Source organism: Streptomyces albofaciens JCM 4342 (assembly GCF_008634025.1).
Lineage (GTDB): Bacteria > Actinomycetota > Actinomycetes > Streptomycetales > Streptomycetaceae > Streptomyces > Streptomyces albofaciens.
Genome location: NZ_PDCM01000002.1, coordinates 34,686 through 51,732, shown reverse-complemented (window position 1 = coordinate 51,732; position 17,047 = coordinate 34,686). Strand labels below are relative to the sequence as shown.

General features: G+C 69.2%; 14 protein-coding genes and 1 pseudogene. 8 read left to right on the top strand and 7 right to left on the bottom strand.

Annotated elements, in window-relative coordinates; all coding sequences use genetic code 11:
- Positions 1-126: 126 nt before the first annotated feature.
- Entirely contained in the window at positions 127-669 is a 543-nt protein-coding gene (locus CP973_RS40985; RefSeq protein WP_244409920.1) for a Ku family protein, read from the bottom strand.
- Positions 670-1,087: 418 nt separating this feature from the next.
- Between CP973_RS40985 and tap the strand changes: the two genes are divergently transcribed.
- The 3 genes from tap (at position 1,088) to CP973_RS21210 (ending at position 4,695) form a co-directional block, all read left to right on the top strand.
- Entirely contained in the window at positions 1,088-3,331 is a 2,244-nt protein-coding gene (tap, locus tag CP973_RS21220) for a telomere-associated protein Tap (protein ID WP_150243924.1), read from the top strand.
- A gap of 7 nt (positions 3,332-3,338) precedes the next feature.
- A complete protein-coding gene (tpg, locus tag CP973_RS21215; RefSeq protein WP_150243922.1) occupies positions 3,339-3,896 on the top strand; it encodes a telomere-protecting terminal protein Tpg in 558 nt (185 codons plus the stop codon).
- 148 nt (positions 3,897-4,044) lie between these two features.
- A complete protein-coding gene (locus CP973_RS21210) occupies positions 4,045-4,695 on the top strand; it encodes a hypothetical protein (protein ID WP_150243920.1) in 651 nt (216 codons plus the stop codon).
- Between the two features lie 272 nt (positions 4,696-4,967).
- Here CP973_RS21210 and CP973_RS21205 read toward each other — a convergent pair.
- From CP973_RS21205 to CP973_RS21180, 6 genes and pseudogenes are all read right to left on the bottom strand, one after another.
- Positions 4,968-5,687, bottom strand: a pseudogene (locus CP973_RS21205) (transposase); the annotation flags it as partial.
- 284 nt (positions 5,688-5,971) lie between these two features.
- Complete coding sequence (grpE, locus tag CP973_RS21195) at positions 5,972-6,517, bottom strand: nucleotide exchange factor GrpE (protein ID WP_150243918.1); 546 nt, start codon at positions 6,515-6,517, stop codon at positions 5,972-5,974.
- Positions 6,518-6,519: 2 nt separating this feature from the next.
- A complete protein-coding gene (dnaK, locus tag CP973_RS21190) occupies positions 6,520-8,406 on the bottom strand; it encodes a molecular chaperone DnaK (protein WP_150243916.1) in 1,887 nt (628 codons plus the stop codon).
- Positions 8,407-8,468: 62 nt separating this feature from the next.
- On the bottom strand, positions 8,469-8,831 hold the full coding sequence (locus tag CP973_RS21185) for a J domain-containing protein (protein WP_150243914.1): 363 nt from the start codon (positions 8,829-8,831) through the stop codon (positions 8,469-8,471).
- Between the two features lie 350 nt (positions 8,832-9,181).
- Positions 9,182-9,343, bottom strand: a complete 162-nt coding sequence (locus CP973_RS40095) for a hypothetical protein (protein WP_167538470.1) — start codon at positions 9,341-9,343, stop codon at positions 9,182-9,184.
- Between the two features lie 38 nt (positions 9,344-9,381).
- Entirely contained in the window at positions 9,382-9,765 is a 384-nt protein-coding gene (locus CP973_RS21180) for an Hsp20/alpha crystallin family protein (protein ID WP_150243912.1), read from the bottom strand.
- Between the two features lie 335 nt (positions 9,766-10,100).
- Here CP973_RS21180 and CP973_RS40980 point away from each other — a divergent pair, with 335 nt between their 5' ends.
- The 5 genes from CP973_RS40980 to CP973_RS21155 all read left to right on the top strand — a co-directional run bounded on the left by CP973_RS40980 (position 10,101) and on the right by CP973_RS21155 (position 17,015).
- Complete coding sequence (locus CP973_RS40980; protein WP_244409919.1) at positions 10,101-11,156, top strand: HdeD family acid-resistance protein; 1,056 nt, start codon at positions 10,101-10,103, stop codon at positions 11,154-11,156.
- A 29-nt stretch (positions 11,157-11,185) separates the two neighbouring features.
- Entirely contained in the window at positions 11,186-11,959 is a 774-nt protein-coding gene (locus tag CP973_RS21170) for a transposase (RefSeq protein ID WP_150241238.1), read from the top strand.
- Positions 11,960-12,239: 280 nt separating this feature from the next.
- Positions 12,240-12,782, top strand: coding sequence for a hypothetical protein (locus tag CP973_RS21165; RefSeq protein ID WP_150243910.1), 543 nt, complete (start codon positions 12,240-12,242; stop codon positions 12,780-12,782).
- Between the two features lie 1,304 nt (positions 12,783-14,086).
- Complete coding sequence (locus tag CP973_RS21160) at positions 14,087-15,010, top strand: endo-beta-N-acetylglucosaminidase H (protein ID WP_150243907.1); 924 nt, start codon at positions 14,087-14,089, stop codon at positions 15,008-15,010.
- A gap of 652 nt (positions 15,011-15,662) precedes the next feature.
- The gene (locus CP973_RS21155; RefSeq protein ID WP_150243905.1) at positions 15,663-17,015 is read left to right on the top strand and encodes a cytochrome P450; all 1,353 of its coding nucleotides are present in this window, start codon (positions 15,663-15,665) and stop codon (positions 17,013-17,015) included.
- Positions 17,016-17,047: the final 32 nt, after the last annotated feature.

Genomic DNA, 17,047 nt, shown 5'->3' with positions numbered 1-17,047 from the left:
CCAGCCGTGACCAGGCTGATCGTCGCCGAAGGCGGGGCGAGGATCGGCGGTTAGCCAGTCCGGGGCCGAAAGACGATGGTGGCTTCGCTCGTCGCGCGGCTCGATCGCGGCGGAGCCTCCCATTGCTCACCGCGCATCAGCGCCAACGCTGCACATCGAGCCCGGATTGCGCCCTCTCCACAGGGCGGTCCAGTGCGCGCCAGCCGCAGCTCCTGCATTGCGGTCTGCGCGCGCGGAGGCACCACGCACGCACCGGTCTGCGGGACGTCCGGTCAGGATGTCTGCGCCTCTGGGGGCGCGGGGCAGGGAGTCGAGGAGCTGACCGAAGGTGATCTCCTCTTCGTCATAGCCGAAGGTCATGGCGGCGGCGAGTGCCTCCCAGCGCTCGGTGCTGCGCCCGCAGTGGTCCAGCAGGATCTTCAGGGCCGCTTCGGGTTCGTGGCGGGCGAGGACCTCGTCGGCGGGGATCTGGCGCAGATGCTCCAGGGTGCGGTAGCGGGGCTTCACGACGGCGCGGTAGACGTCGGAGCGGGAGAGGATTTCACCTAGCTCTTCGGCCGCGGCGAGTTCATCTTCGCTGATGTCGGCCGGCCGGTCGGGGACCACGCCGGTGGAGGTGCGGATCTGGTGGGGCCAGCGCAGCGAGTGCAGCACGAGCATGTCGCCCATCGGCCGTACCAGCGCGAGGGTCTCTTTGCTCTGCGCTGGGCGATCTTGCCGATGGCGACCGAGCCGTGGTCCTCCAGGGAGCACACGGGCTGGTTACGTACACGCCCGCCGTCGGCCTTGTGCACGCGCACGAAGGACACGGACGGTCCGCTGCCGGTGGCGGCGTGCAGGGGGATCGGCACGGTGACCGGCCTGAAGCTCAGGGCTCCCTGCCGTAGCGAGTGCGGCATCCGTCCTGCCCTTTCATGGGCTTTTCGGCGTAAAACGGGCCTGACGCAGGGGCACTTGAACCAGTTCACGGCTCCGCTCACCACTGACCTGTAAAAGAAGCCCCGTACGCGCGTCGTACGTGAATCGTACGGTGAAAGAACGCTCTCCGTGCGGTTTATGGGATAGCGTATGGACCGGGAGGTGTTCCATGTCCGAGTTGTTTGATGCGGTCGACGCGCTGGTCGCGTCTCGCTCTCCGCTGCCGTCGGCGGAGGAACGCAAGCGGCTGCGCCAGGCGCACGGCCTGACGCTGGATGATGTGGCCGGCGCGTTGAAGGTGCGCCGGGCCACGGTGTCCGCCTGGGAGTCGGCGAAGAAGCCGACCGAGCCGCGCGGCCCGGAACGCGAGGCGTACGCGCGGCTGCTCAAGCAGCTCGCGGAGCTCTACCCCGCACCGCAGGAGCGGTCCGCCCCGGTGTCCGCCACGCTCACCGGCGCATCCGACCCGGCGGAAACCGGGACTCTGCCCGCAGCCCCGGCGCCCGAGGCTGCGGCCGTGACTGATCACGAGAACACCCAGGCCCCTGCTCCCGCCGCCTCCGCTCCGGCGGCCGCGGCGCGTCCGGCGCGCACCACCAGGCCGGCGTCGACGTCGCGCCGTCCGGGCGCGCGGAAGGCGGCCCCGGCCGGAACCCCGGCTGGTATCCCGGCGGGCGGCACCGACCCGCGGTTCGAGAACGGGCCGCTGGCCGTCGTCGACGTCGAGGACGGGAAGGTGCTCGCGTACTGCACCGGCGGCCTGGTCCTGGACGTGCCCGCCAAGTCCCTGCCGTCCCTGGTGGACTGGACGCTGACGGAGGCCAAGCTCGGTCAGGCGAAGCTCTCCGGTCCCGGCAAGGACGCCGACCCGCTGCTCGTGCTCACCGAGGCCGCGCTGGAGCGCTACGGCCTTCCGGCCAACCTCACGGAGCAAGAGCGGGTCGCCGGGCGCATCCAGGAGGGCCACAAGGTCGTCAAGCAGCTGACCCGCGCGCAGTGGCAGCTGACGAAGCGCGGGTTCGGGCCGTGGGCGCGGATCTACCGCCCCGCGCAGGGCTCGGAGCGGGCCTGCGTACAGCTGTGCATCCCGTCGTGGAATGCGCTGGACACCCGCCACTGGGGCACTGCCGGACAGCTGGCACCGGCCGAACTCGCCCGGCTCCTGGGCGTGTACGCCTCAAGGGTGATGACGCCGCGCGGATCGACGGCCGTGACCGGCCTGGAACTGATGACCGCGCTGCACCCGCCGACCCGGGCCTCCGAGCCGGACGCCGACGGCAAGCGGCACTCCGAGCACAATCCCGGCTCGCTGGGCAAGGACCCGGTCGACTGCGCACCGTGCGAGGCACCCGACGGGCACCCGCTCCTGGCGGACCTGCCCCGCTTCCACGTGCGCGGCCCGGCGGAGAAGCTGTTCGAGGAGGCCTACGACTGGGCGCGGCCGATGACCGACGCCGAATGCCTGCGCCGCAACCTCGTGGGCCTGGATGTCAACATGGCCTTCGCCGCCGGCGCCAACGGCCTGATCGTCGGTCTCGGCGCGCCCACCCACGTCAAGAACCCGGTCTTCGATGCGAAGCTGCCCGGCAGCTGGCTGGTCGACCTCTCGCACGTCGACCTGTCCCGGGTGAAGGTCGCCAAGGACCGGTGGGCGCAGCTGGACGCGGATCTGCTGCCCAGCCCGTTCACGCCGACGGGCGAGCGCCCCGAGGGTCCGGCCTGGTACGCGACACCGACCGTCGCCTACGCGGTGGAACTCGGCTACGACGTCGCACCGGTCGAGGCATACGTACGGTACGAGAACGGCCGCTACCTGGACGCCTGGTACACCCGGCTGCGCGACGCCTACCTCGCGACCATGGCCGACCTCGGCGTGGATGCGGACCTGTCGCCGGCCGGCTTCCTGGCGGCGATGGACGGCTACCGCAGCCGAGACCCGCAGCTGGCGATCGTCGTCTCGGCGATCAAGGCGACGGTCAAGGGCGGCCTCGGCAAGCTGCGCGAGCGCCCCCGCGGCGAGGGCTGGAAGCCGGGTGAGCCGTGGCGGGCCCTGGCCCGGCCGACCTGGCGGCCCGACATCCGCGCGGCGGTCATCTCCCGCACCCGCATCAACTTCCACCGCAAGATCGTCAAGCACGCGGCATTCACCGGGCAGTACCCGGTCGCGATCCTGTCCGACTGCGTCGTCTACGCGGTCGACGGCGACAGCCCGCTGGACTTCCTGCCCTACCGGGACGGCAAGCCGCTGCCGGGCGGCTTCAAGCTCGGCGTGAACCCGGGCCTGGTCAAGCACGAGGGCACGCAGAGCGTCCTGTGGGGCGAGGGCGTACGGGAGCAGTTCGACGCCCCGGCGCTCAACCTCGCCCGGTACATCAAGGACGGCACCGTCACCAGTATCGACAACGGGGAGTAGGCAGACGATGAGCAGGTTCGGGGACGGCCTGGACGCCGCGGTGCAGAAGGCGTTCACCCGTCCGGCGCCCAAGAGCGCAGGCGCGCAGATGCGGTACCTGGTCAAGCAGCTCAAGGGCACCAAGGCGGTCGCCCAACTGCTGCGGATCTCCCAGCGCACCGTCGAGCGGTACGTGAAGGACCAGATCAAAAAGCCGCGAGCGGACCTGGCCGCCCGTCTGGAGCGCGAGGTCAAAAAGCGGTGGCAGCCGCAGATCCGGGCCAAGGCCCGGCAGAAGGCGGCGACGACCGACGGCATCGTCATCGACGTCCACGCCCGCCTGGGCTACACCGCCCCGATCGGGACGACGGACCAGGACCGCATCCGGCACCTGACCGTCGCCCTGCCGCCCCAGCACGCTGCCCGCCTCTTCGACGCCCAGCAGCAGGGCGCCGGCGACGACCGGCTGCGCGAGCTGACCGCCGAAGCCCTCAAGGAGGTCTACTTCCAAGACGGCGGCCGCCGCGCCGGCTCCCTGCAGGAGGTGCAGATCAACGACGTGATCCATCTGGACTTCGAGCTGTAGAAGCCGCCCCCCCCGAACAGTGGGCGGGCCTGGTGTGCCTGAGTGTTTCGGTTGACGAGTGAGCAGTTGTTCTGGCGGGTGTGCCGCCAGACCCTGTGAGGTGGGGAAGCCCTTTCTGTACCAACGAAGCACTGGCAACATCAGGCAGATGGCCTTCCCAGCACCCACGGCGGACCAGAAGCAGAAGCTGATCGACGACCACGCGGCCCATCGGGCATGGCTGCGCGATAACAAGATCAACGAGCAGCCGCACGCCCTGACGGAGGATTCCTTCACTGGACTCATCCTGGCCGGCCTGTTGGATCCGGACTCCGCCCCGTCCGTATGCCGCGCTCTGTTCGTCAGCCTCAACCCATCGTCACGAGTTGACGTTGTCCTGCCACTGTCGGCCTACTGTCCGTCCAGCGGGGTCGATCTCGTGGTCGAAGCCCAGCAGCAAGATTTTCGTGGACTGGTAGTGGTCGAGCACAAGCGTTTCACCTCCCCTTCTCACGCCCCGGGGTACAAGAAGAATCCCAACGCTCGTTGGCAGACCGACCAGGTCTACGAAGCCGCGACCAGTGATTACTGGCCTCGATGGATGCATGAGACTGACCCGAGTCTCCCAGTGGCATTCGTCGTTCTCGACGGCTACGGAAAGCCCATGGAGCAGCTCTTCCCGGGTGGGCTGCACAACGAGAAGTGGGCAGTCACCAGCTACTCGCAGTTCGGGGCAGTCCTTAGGGCCGAGCATGACCGGGGAGTGAGAGGACTGATACCACTGCTGGCCGCTCTGTATGCCGGAGCTCCGAGAGCGTAACCGCCCAATCCCGCGCGCGCTCAACTCGCCAACCGCAGCGCTCCCACGTTGTTCTGCGGGACGGGGTGAGCCCTTCGTATGGTTGACCCGCCCGGGGTGCCGGGTGTGGCTGGAAACGCTCTGCCGCTGGTGGCTTTGACTGATCGGCCGCTCGGCGCCTGCGACGACTCGGCTGCCGATTAGGAATTGCGAATGATCGCTGAGTAGGGAGCTGACAGCGAGGTCGTCAGTGGGAACCAGCGTTCACACCGCACGGAGTCTCCCTGATGAAGTTAAGCCGTCTGCGCGACCGGCAGCTCGGGGGTGAAGAGCGGGTTGTCGCGCAGCAGTTCCCACAGGACGCTGGCGCGTCGGCGGGCCAGGGCGATGAACTATCGCGCCAATTGGGCCTGGACGTGTTTGCAGCCCTCGCTGCGCTTCTTGAGGTAGAAGTCGCCGTTGGACCCTTCGCGGATGATGCTCGTCTGCGCGGACACGTAGAACACGCGGCGCAGGCGTCGGCTGTAGCGCTTGGGGCGGTGTGGGTTGCCGGCCCGGCGGCCGGAGCCACGTGGCACGGGCACGAGGACGGCAGCGGAGGCGAGGTGGTCGGCGTCGGTGTAGGCGGTCATGTCACCTGTGACGACGAACTCGGCTCCGAGGATCGGGCCCATGCCGGGCAGAGAATCGATGATCTCGGCTTGGGGGTGGGTACGGAACGTGTCGTTTATCTGCCGGTCGATGTGCTTGAGGCGGTCGTCGGGCGCCAGGACCTGCCCCGTCAGTTCGGCCACGAGCTGCCCGGCGATGCCTTTGCCAGGAAGGGCGGTCTGCTGCGCCTGGGCGGCCTCCAGCGCGGTGGCGGCGACGGTGTCGGCGCCGCGCACGCTGCGGTTGGCCAGCCAGGCCGTCAGCCGAGCCCGGCCGCGGCGGCGGATGACGGCCGGGGCGGGGGACAGGTCGGCGAGCGGTCCGCCGACCATGCCGTGGCCGAAGCCGATCAGCACGGCCGGACGGCGGTCGACGACCACGGCCGCCCCGTCCCCACGGCCGCCCCGTCCCCACGGCGGACGAGGTAGTCCGGCGCGTGCGAGACCGGTTGGCCGCTCGCCGTCGGCCAGAACAACCAGAAGGGCTTCGAGGAGACCCCCACCACCGCCGGATCGAAGTGCGGCAGCATCACCCTGTCCCGCTCCAACTCCACTCCAACTCCAACCCGGACTCATATCCGATGTGCCCGTCCGTCGTCGCCGATCACCACAGACCCGGCAAGCAGCGTCACTGACCAACCCGGCGGTCAGCGGTGAAGGGCGGGAACGTTCCGTCCCTCAACCTGACTGCCGGCCACCCGTGGTTCGTTCCGGGCCCGACTGCCCGGCTGCCCGTCGGCCGGAGGCGGCCCGGTGACCTCCACGTACGCCGGACGCAGCAGACGGTCACCGAGCCGGTAGCCGGGGCGCAGCACCTTCGTGCAGGTCAGGTGCCTTGCAGTGGTGTCGAGGTGGTGGGTCACGGCTTCGTGGCGGGTGGGGTCGAACCTTTCTCCCTCCTTGCCGACTTCCTGCATTCCGAGCGTCGCGAGCCGGGTCTCCAGGGTGCCGGTGATGTCCTTGAGGCCCGGCGTCATGGGCTCGTGCTCGCACGCGCGGTCCACGGCGTCCAGTACCGGCAACAAGGCGGTCAGCACATTGGCCACGGCGGCCTCGCGTACGGCCAGCCGGTCCCGCCGCACCCGCTTGCGGTAGTTGTCGTACTCGGCCTTCACCCGCTGGAGATCCGCCGTGCGCTCCTCCAGCAGGCGCTGCAACTCGGTGTTCTCCGTGCGCGGTCGGCCGTTTCCCATGACTACCTCGCTTCCGGCCGGTCGTCGTCGACGATTTCGGCGTCCACCACCTCGGTGTCGGATCCGCCGGGCCCTCCGGAGCCGCCGGAAGCGTCGGAGCCGCCGGGCGCCCCGGAGGCGCCCGCGGTCTCGGCGCGCGACCGCTCGTACAGCGCCGTGCCGATCTTCTGGGCCGCCTGTGCGGCGCGGTCCATGGCCTGCCGGACCGACGCCGTGTCCGCCTTCTCGTCCTTCATCCGCTCCTTCAAGGTGGCGAGCGCCGTCTCGGTCTCGCTCCTCGCGTCCGCGGGTATCTTGTCGGTGTTGTCCGCGATGAGCTTCTCGGTCTGGTAGACGAGCTGCTCGGCCTGGTTACGGGTCTCGGCCGCCTCGCGCCGCCTGCGGTCCTCCTCGGCGTGCTGCTCCGCCTCCCGGACCATGCGGTCGATGTCGTCCTTGGGCAGCGCCGAGCCGCCGGTGACGGTCATCTTCTGCTCCCTGCCGGTGCCGAGGTCCTTCGCCGAGACGTGCATGATGCCGTTCGCGTCGATGTCGAAGGTGACCTCGATCTGCGGCACGCCGCGCGGAGCGGGGGCGATGCCGGTCAGCTCGAACATGCCGAGCTTCTTGTTGTAGGCGGCGATCTCCCGTTCGCCCTGGTAGACCTGCACGGCCACGGAGGGCTGGTTGTCCTCGGCGGTGGTGAAGGTCTCCGAGCGCTTGGTCGGGATCGTCGTGTTCCGCTCGATGAGCTTGGTCATGATGCCGCCCTTGGTCTCGATGCCGAGGGACAGCGGGGTGACGTCGAGCAGCAGGACGTCCTTGACCTCGCCCTTGAGGACACCGGCCTGCAGCGACGCGCCGACGGCCACGACCTCGTCCGGGTTGACGCCCTTGTGCGGGTCCTTGCCCGTGAGTTCCTTCACCAGGTCCGTGACAGCCGGCATCCGCGTCGAACCGCCCACCAGGATCACGTGGTTGATGTCGGACACCTTGATCCCCGCGTCCTTGACCGCGTTGTGGAACGGCCCCTTGCAGCGTTCCAGCAGATCGGCCGTCAGCTGCTGGAACTGCGCGCGGGTGAGCTTCTCGTCCAGGTGCAGCGGGCCCTCGGCGGACGCGGTGATGTAGGGCAGGTTGATCGTCGTCTCGGTGGACGAGGACAGCTCGATCTTCGCCTTCTCCGCGGCCTCGCGCAGCCGTTGCACGGCCATCTTGTCCTTGGACAGGTCGACGCCGTACCCGTTCTTGAACTGCTTGACGAGATGGTCGACGATCCGCTGGTCCCAGTCGTCGCCGCCCAGGCGGGTGTCACCGTTGGTGGCCTTCACCTCGATGACGCCCTCGCCCATTTCGAGGAGCGAGACGTCGAAGGTGCCGCCGCCGAGGTCGAAGACCAGTACCGTCTGATCGCTCTCCTTGTCCAGCCCGTACGCCAGCGCCGCCGCCGTCGGCTCGTTGATGATCCGCAGGACGTTCAGGCCGGCGATCTCACCGGCCTCCTTGGTGGCCTGCCGCTGGGTGTCGTCGAAGTAGGCGGGGACGGTGATGACGGCGTCGGTGACGTCCTCGCCCAGGTACGCCTCCGCATCCCGCTTCAGCTTCTGCAAGACGCGCGCGGAAAGCTCCTGCGCGGTGTACCGCCGGCCGTCGATGTCCCCGCTGTCCGGGAACCGCCAGCCGTGGTCCCCCATGTGCCGCTTCACGGAGCGCGCGGTGCGCTCGACGTTCGTGACGGCCTGCCGTTTCGCGACCTCGCCCACCAGCACGTCACCGCTCTTGGCGAAGGCCACGACCGAGGGTGTCGTCCGGGCCCCCTCCGTGTTGGTGATCACGGTGGGCTCGCCGCCTTCGAGGACCGAGACGACCGAGTTGGTGGTGCCGAGATCGATGCCGACCGAGCGCGCCATCTTGTTCTCCTCCTCACGGTTGCCGGAAACTGCCGGGCTCGCGGATCCGGACGACGTCCGCTTCAGGCTCTCCGCTCCCACCGGACCGGTCCCACTCGCAGCGGCGGCTCGGGCGGCACACCACCGTCCACCCGGACTGCCACGACCCGATGCACCGGAGGGGCCGGGGTCGGGGCCGGGGTGGGGGCGGGCACGGTGTGCTCGCGGTCGTAGGCGGCGCGCAGCCCGGGGTCGCGGAGGGTGTCGTACGCGGCGCGCAGCCGGCCGTACCGCTCCGCCGTGTCGGTGTCGACGCGCGTGTCGGGACGCAGTTCCCGCACGCGGGCGCGGAAAGCGGAGGTGATCATCTCGGCCGTAACCGAGGGGTGCACTCCCAGGACCGCGTACAGGTCCGTCAGATTCGTCGTCCGGTGCCGATCCCGCACTTCAAGTCGCCTCCCCACCAGCCGCGAGCTGCGAGTTCGGACAGACTTGCCTACCGATAGAGATAAAACTTGAGCGGGGCATTGTCAAGGCAGCGTCTTTGCGGGCAGACGCAAAGACAAGGCGCTCCGGGCTCCCAGGCCCGGACGGACGGAAGTGACCAGGCAAAGGCGTGCGACGACGGTCCTCCTTCGTACGGAACTCTTCCAGGGCTTCGACCGGCTCGCCCGGCAGATGCGCGGCACCGTCGCCAGACCGGGTTGCGTTGTGGGCGAGCCCCCATCGAGGCCAGGCCCCTGTTCGTCGTCCTGGTGACACGGCCGGGCAGGGACGATGGCGGCGGCGGTGGTGGTCAGTGGTTGCCGAGGGCGGTCCGCAGCCGCTGGTGGTGGTCGAGGTCTTCGAAGATGTCGCGGTCGGGCGGGCCGGGGTGGTGGCGTCCGGCGTTCCAGGCCCAGGTGCTGGCGGCGATGCCGGTGGTCAGCGGGATGAGCAGCCACAGCAGGGCGCTCACGGTTCAACCTCCTTCGGTGGGGCGGGATGGGCGGCTTCTCAGGCCGTGAGCTGCTTGGGTGTACCGCCGGAGACGGTGATCTTGCGGGGTTTGGCGTGCGCGGCCAGCGGGATGCGCAAGGTGAGCACGCCGTTGTCGTAGGCCGCTTCGGCGGCTGCGGTGTCCAGGGCGTCGGGCAGGGACAGGCGCCGGGAGAACGGTCCGGTGGGGCGTTCGGTGAGCACGGCCCGGGCGTCGGCCGGGACCGGCGAGGGGCGTTGCGCACGGAGGGTCAGTACATTCTGCTCCGTGGTCAGTTCGATGCTGGAGCGGTCCATGCCCGGCAGGTCGAACTGTACGTAGAGCGCGTCGTCGTCGCGCCAGGCATCCGCCGGGATGACGGCGCCCGCCGAGGTCGCGGCGGTGTGTGCGAGCTGGTGCACCAGCCGGTCGAGACCGTCCAGAGCGCCGTTGCGCGCAAGAGTTTCCCTTTCCCCTTTCGCTTCAGATGCCACAGCCGTCGCAGGTGGCGGAGCTTGCCGACTGGGCTGCTCGTCCCAGCCACTTACCCATATAACTCCCTGCCTTGACAACGAATTTTTATTACGGTCAGTGAACGCTCGGTCGCGTCGATGGCCGTGCCTCTCCGAGGAGGGGTGCGCGTGCCTTCCCAGAGGAGGGTTCGGGGGTGCCGACGCAGGGAGCGAGAAGGGAGGCTGCTGGTGGCGGAAGGAACGAAGACTGTCTGGCTGCTGGGGCCCGCGGTGCCGCCGCGGTCATGTTCGGTGTGCTGGCACTGCTCTGGCCGCAGCTGACGGTGCTGGCCCTGGCCTTGGCGTTCGGCGCGTACGCACTGGTGGGCGGGGCGATACCCCTGGGGGCGGCCTGGCGGAATCGCGGTAAGCGCTGGTCCGCCCTGGCTTGCGCGGCAGCCAGTGCGCTGAGCGTGGTGGTCGCGATGGTGACTGCCCTGTGGCCGGGCCTGACGGCATTGGTTCTGGTGGTCATGGCGGGTGCCTGGGCCGTAGTCACGGGCTGTCTGGAACTGTGGGCCGCCCTCCGGATGCGGCAGGGGCTGCGGCACGTGTGGCTGTGGCTCGTCTCCGCCGTGGTGTCGGTGGCGGCGGGTGTACTGCTGTGGCTGCGCCCGGACGTCGGCGCGGTGGCCATCTCCCTGGTTCTGGGGGCGTGCGCGCTGGTCGCGGGCGGTGTGTGGCTGGTTTCGACCTGGCGTGAGCACCGCGTGCACACCGGTCGTGGAGGCGGCCCGCCTCCGGGCCCGCGTGGCCCACTGACGAGTCGGCCCTTCGTACGTCTCGTCACGGCGCACCGCGGGCCGCCGACTGCGGTGCGCCGAGGGAAAGTCCGGAAGGCGGGTGAGCATCGTGACACGGCTGTACGTCAAGGACGGCGATCTGGTGGTGCGCTTGCCCTGGCGGTGCGCTTGCCCTGGCGGTGGGCGCTCGCGGCGCGGCGCGCCACCGTGGGCCTGCCGCTGGCTTCGATGGGCGAGATCTGCGTGGAGCCGCACTGGTGGTGGGCGGTGCGCCCGCGCCCCGGGCGTGGTTACCGCTTCCGCCCGGGACGCTGGTGTGTGGGCGAGCTGGAGACGCCCACGGCCGGGACTTCGTCGCCCTGCGTACGTAAGGGCCGGTGCTCGTGGCATCGGCCTTCGGCCCCGACGCCCCCTACGCCCGCCTCGCGATTTCGACACCGGACCCCGAAGGCGATGCGGCCTGGCTGCGACAGGCCGCCAGAGCGGCACGAGGACGCCGCTGAGGTGGGTGAACACGGCCGCTGTATCCGTGCTTACTGCCTAGAGGCTGTCCCGTAACTGCCGGTCAGAGGTGAGACGATCTTGCCGTGGCTGGTGTGATCAAGGCGTCGGATCCCTCGTGGATAGGTCCGTTCACCGGGCTGAGCCCACGGCAGTTCAACAAGCTGATCACCGCGTTGCGGCGCGAGGGCGCCGATCCGGTCCGCAAGGGCCGGCCGTGGTCGTTGCCGCTTGAGGACCGGGTGCTGCTGGTGGCCGCGTACTGGCGCACCAACCTCACCCTGCGCCAACTCGCCCCGCTCTTCGGCATCTCCAAGTCCGCGGCCGACCGGATCGTCGGCCACCTCGGACCGGCTCTCGCCCTCCAACCCCGGCGGCGGTTCCGCAAGAACACCGTGCTCATCGTGGACGGCACGCTGGTCCCCACCCGCGACCGGGCCGTGGCCGCCTCCAGCAAGAACTACCGTTACTCCACTAACCATCAGGTCGTCATCGACGCCGACTCCTGCCTGGTCGTCGCCGTCGGCAAGCCGCTGCCCGGCAACCGCAACGACTGCCGGGCCTGGGAGGACTCCGGCGCGAAGGCTGCCGTCGGCACCACCCCCATGGTGATCGCAGACGGCGGCTACCGCGGTACCGGCTTGACCATCCCGCACTACCGCCGGCGCAAGGACGAAGAACTGCCCGCCTGGAAGGAAGAGCACAACGCCTCCCACCGCAAGGTCCGTGCCCGCGTCGAGCACGCCTTCGCTCACATGAAGAGCTGGAAGATCCTGCGCGACTGCCGCCTCAGAGGCCACGGCGCCCACCACGCCATGCTCGGCATCGCCCGCCTGCACAACCTGACCCTCACCGGATGACAAGCAAACGAGCAGCTCAACCTGCACGTCCCTGGTGATTTACGGGACAGCCTCTAGCAGGGGGCACCGGCGCTTCGGAGAACCGGTGGGCTGGGAAGACGTAGCTCACTTCCCGGAAGGGGGCTTTGTGCGAATTGCGTGGTGGGGGTGGCGCGCCATGCAGTCGCGTGACAGAGCCCGGTGACATCTGCTTCCAGGTGGCGCCAGCCAGCAGGTAACCAGCGCCGGGAGGCGTCTTCGTGGGCGATGAGACAAGAAGTCGACCCACCGAGGGGCTGCCATGAGCACCGGAAAGCAATTGATTGCCACACCTGTCACGAAGAAGCTGCACATCACCGTGGGCGTGTGCTCGGTGGTGTTCACCATCGGCACCGCTGTGCACAACTTCGTCATCATCAACAACGATCTGGTGGAGATGATGATGCGGGCCGGCGGAAGCGCCGATCCAACGGCCTCCGCTCCTGGCTTTACCCTGTGGCTCCGGATCGCCGGTTGTCTCTACATTCTTGGCAACGCGGCAGGAATCCTCGCCCTGCGCAGCCGGTCGCGTGCCCTGTGGTGGCTCGCGCTCGCCGTGAACTGCACGCAAGGGCTCGGCTTCTGGGTTATCCCGCCTTCGATGTGGGACGCCGCCACGGACCTGTACGGCCCCTGGGGCATTGTCCCGAGTGCGGTGACGGACGGCGGTGCCCTGCTTCTCACTGTGACCATGATTCTCGCCATGGTCAAGTACCGGTCGACCTGGGCACAGCAAGACGCGGTCGCGACTGGCGCGCCGCGGGTGCCGGACTCATCGAGCGCGACGCCAGGCCGCCGGGGGTGAGCTTCGAAACCACCGCGGTCTCCTGGTGCGGCAGGCCTCTCCGCACCGGAGCGGTGTGAGATTCGGGGAGGTCGCCACTGAGATGTTCAGCTTCGCATGTCGCTGGTAAGCCACTGCGCGCTTGCTAGTCAGTGGCCACCTGCTGAGCTGACCATGGTGATATCGGTCCAAATCCCGCAGTGGTATGAATCCGTGTCGGCCGGTGACAGCTTCGTCGATTCCCCTATGCAAAAGGTCGGCCGTCGTTCAGCTTTGCATCGGGCTTGCTGTGCGGTTATCGCGAAGTGAGCGTACGCGCGATTCGCCGATGCCGAGCGCAGCACCCTTACCCAGTGCGGTGCCCTGAAGCAGCCTATTGCCGACCTACGTCGCCGATCGGCCCAGCCTCGTACGGATGAACGGGTTCCGTCACAGATCGTATGCCGCCTGGGGCGGGATCACCCAGTCCGGTTCCGTGTTCGTCACCTGGAACTGCGCGAGATCTTGCGTGCTGCCCCAGTGGCAGTCGCAGTCGTACTCGTCGGGTGAGCCGTCGTCCCGCGGAAGATGACGGCCAGGCCGCTCAGCGCGGCATCGAGATGACGTCGTGCGCGCGCCAGGTTGGGGCTCATCACGGGTGTTCGCCTTCGGGGACGCCGGGAGCTCGGGCCAACCGGAGATCGGTGGCTTGCCGTTTCGCGGACGGCGCCGCCGTAACGCATGCCGCTGGCGTCGATGGTCGTGACGGTGACGGTGGTGCCTGGGTCGATGTACAAGATGTCCCGGCAGACCGTGCCGCTCGGGAAGCGCATGCCGCCGACGACGGCGGCCTCTGTCTTTCGCACGACGACGCTCAGGAGTTGTCAGTGAGCCGCACCATGGCCCGGCAGGCGGCAGGCGGCAGGCGGCAGGCGGCGTCGGCCGACGGGCCGCTGGTGTGGTCGGTACGGTCGGTGGCGGCCGCATCACGGTGACCGTGGCGACGCCGTTGGTGCAGGTGGTGACGGGCGAGGTAAGGCTGCCCGGTAGGCGCCTCTTGCCGGTCCTGCCCCTCGGCGGGTCGGCCCGGGCCGGTCTCCGCGTATGCGTACGAGCCGTGGCTGGCACCAGCTGCCGTCGCGCCAGATGCCGTCCCCCTGCTGGAGCGGCACGGCGTTCGGCCCACCGGTAGTGCCGCGTCGGCCACCCCCGCCGGCCACACGGCCGGCTCGCTGGTGGCTGCGGACCCCTTCCGAAACATCTGAGGGGAGTGTGAAACTCGCAGGGCTCACCCGGCACATCGAACAGGTCGGGCGCCGGGCCCTACGACGGGAGACCGATCACCCATGTTGAACCTGGTACGGCGCAGAGTGCGGACGGCCGCGCTCGCGCTCTCGACCATCGCGGCCCTCGCCCTCGGCGCGACCGCCCCGACCGGCGCGGCAGCAGCCCCTGCCCCCGCTCCGAAGAAGCAGGGGCCGACCTCGGTGGCCTACGTCGAGGTGAACGACCACAGCATGCTCCACGTAGGCAAGTACACCCTCGCCAACGGCGGCGGCAACGTTTTCGACGTCGCCGTGATCTTCGCAGCGAACATCAACTACAACACGGACACGAAGACGGCGTATCTGCACCTGAACGAGAACGTGCAGCGCGTCCTTGACAACGTTGCCACCGAGGTGCGGCCGTTGCAGCGGAAGGGCATCAAGGTCGTCCTCTCGGTGCTCGGCAACCACCAGGGCGCGGGCTTCGCCAACTTCCCGTCGCAGCAGGCGGCTTCGGCGTTCGCGAAACAGCTGTCCGACACCGTGGCCAAGTACGGCCTGGACGGCATCGACTTCGACGACGAGTACGCCAAGTACGGCGCCAACGGCACCGGCCAGCCCAACAGCAGCTCGTTCGTGCACTTGGTGACGGCGCTGCGGGCGAACATACCGGACAAGATCATCAGCCTCTACAACATCGGTCCGTCCGCGTCGCGCCTCTCCTACGGCGGCGTCGACGTCTCCTCCAAGTTCGACTACGCCTGGAACCCGTACTACGGCACCTGGCAGGTTCCCCGCATCGCGCTGCCCAAATCGAAGCTCTCACCGGCGGCCGTCGAAATCGGACGGACCTCGCAGAGCACGGCCGCCGGCCTCGCTCGCCGCACCGTCCGTGAAGGGTACGGCGTATATCTCACGTACAACCTCGACGGCGCCGACCGCAGCGCCGACGTCTCCGCGTTCACCAGGGAGTTGTACGGCAGTGACGCCGTATACACGCCGTAAGGCGGCCACGCGCCTCGGCGTACGGTGGCCCCGCGGGGTTCACCGCATCCAGTAGGAGTACATCCGTCTCGCGCGGACCGCGCCTCTGACATCGATGTCAAGGCGCGGTCACGGCGCGCTGTCCGTTCTGGTCCGCGGTCCGCGGGAGTGAGGTCACGTTGCCCGCGCTCGCGGACCGCCCGCGTTCCTGGCGCATCCGACCGGGCACCTACCGCGGCTGCGGCAGTCCGCGAGGTATCCGCCGACATCAGGCTCGTCGCCGTCGGCCGCGTCGTTGAGCGGACCGGTTACCGTACCGGGCACCGTACCGCTCCCATCACAGCGATCACAGAAATCCTGGTCCGACTGCCGGCCGGGCCCGCCGATCGGCGGACATCCCGGAGCGCTGAGCTGCGTCGTGCGCTCCGGGCCCGCGGAGAGAATGTAGAGATGACGTAGCCACATGACGTGGCCGGGAGTGTGAAGTGAGGCGGGTGTGCCGGGTGATTCGTCTGCCCGCGCTGCGTGATGAAGCGGTGGTGGATGTGGATGCGGCCGTGAGAGCGGTCGTGGTTGCGGATGCGGTTGCGGATGCGGCCGTGATGGCGGATGCGGTTGCGGTTGTGGATGCGGACGTGGCCGTGAGCGGGATTGCGACTGCGAGGGAGTCTGGGTGACAGGCCTCGGCAGGGCTCCTGTGGCGCCGGGCGCGGTTCCGGTGCTGGGGCATGCGCGGCAACTGCTCCGGCAGCCGCTGGCGTTCGTGTCCTCGCTTCCCGCGCAGGGGCGGCTGGTCGAGATCCGAGTCGGTACGGCGGCCGTGCTGGTGGTCTGTGGGCCGGGGGAGGTCCGGCACATGCTGCTCGACGATCGTGCCTTCGATCGGGGCGGATTGTTGTTCGACCGGGCACGGGTGGTGCTGGGGGAGGGGCTGGGGACGTGTCCCCGGGCGGCACACCGGCGCCGGAGGCGATTGGCGCAGCCGGCCTTCCGGGCCCGGCGGATGGCGGACTACGCACGGGTGATGACGGACCAGATCACGCGGGTCACGCAGGCGTGGCAGGAAGGGCGCGAGCTGGATGTGCTGGCGCAGACGCAGGAAGTGGCCGCCCGGACCGTCGTGGCGGTGATGGTCTCCGCCTGCGAGGAGGACACCGCTCTCGGGCTGATCGAGGACTGCAACGTCGTCTCGCGCGGGATCTTCCGGCGGTTGTTCCTGCCTCCGGTACTGGGCGGGCTGCCGCTGCCGGGAAACCGGCGCTACCGGGCGGCGCGGCAGCGGATCGCCGTCGCGATGGCACGGATGATCAGCGATTACCGGACGGGAGGCGACGACAGGGGGGTCCTGCTCTCGGCATTGCTGGCCGCCGGCGATGCCGACAGCGAAGGGTTGTCCGACCTTGAGATCACCGATGAGCTGAAGGTGTTCTTCTTCGCGGGCATGGAGACCACCGCGGCGGCGCTGGCGTGGGCCCTGTACCTGGTGTCCCGGCACCCTTCAGCGATGCGGCGGTTGGAGGCGGAGGTGGATGAGGTGCTGGAGGGCCGGCCTGCCGCATTCGAGGACCTGCCGCGTCTGGTGTTCACCGGTCAGGTTCTGGCGGAGACGCTACGGCTGTACCCTCCGGCCTGGTTGACCACCCGCGTCGCGATGGCAGACACCGTCCTGGCGGGCTGTCACGTACCCGCGGGCATCACGTTGGCCTACAGCCCCTACCTCATGCACCGGCTGCCGGAGCTGCACGACGAGCCACAGCGCTTCCTGCCCGAACGGTGGGCGAACGGCTTCGACTGGCGGCGGGCGCCCGGCATGCTTCCGTTCGGAGCCGGTGCCCACCAGTGCATCGGGGACGGCTTCGCGGTGACCGAGGCGACCCTCGCGCTGGCGACCATCACGGCGCGCTGGCGTCTGGAAGCGGTGCCGGGCCGCACCGTACGTCCGGCGCCCAGCAGCGTGCTCAATCCGAACGGGCTGTACCTCAAGCCCCTGGCCCGGACGAGCGCCGGACGGCAGGCCGCCTCGTGACCGTGGCGGCGACCGGGCGTGTGTACGGCCCT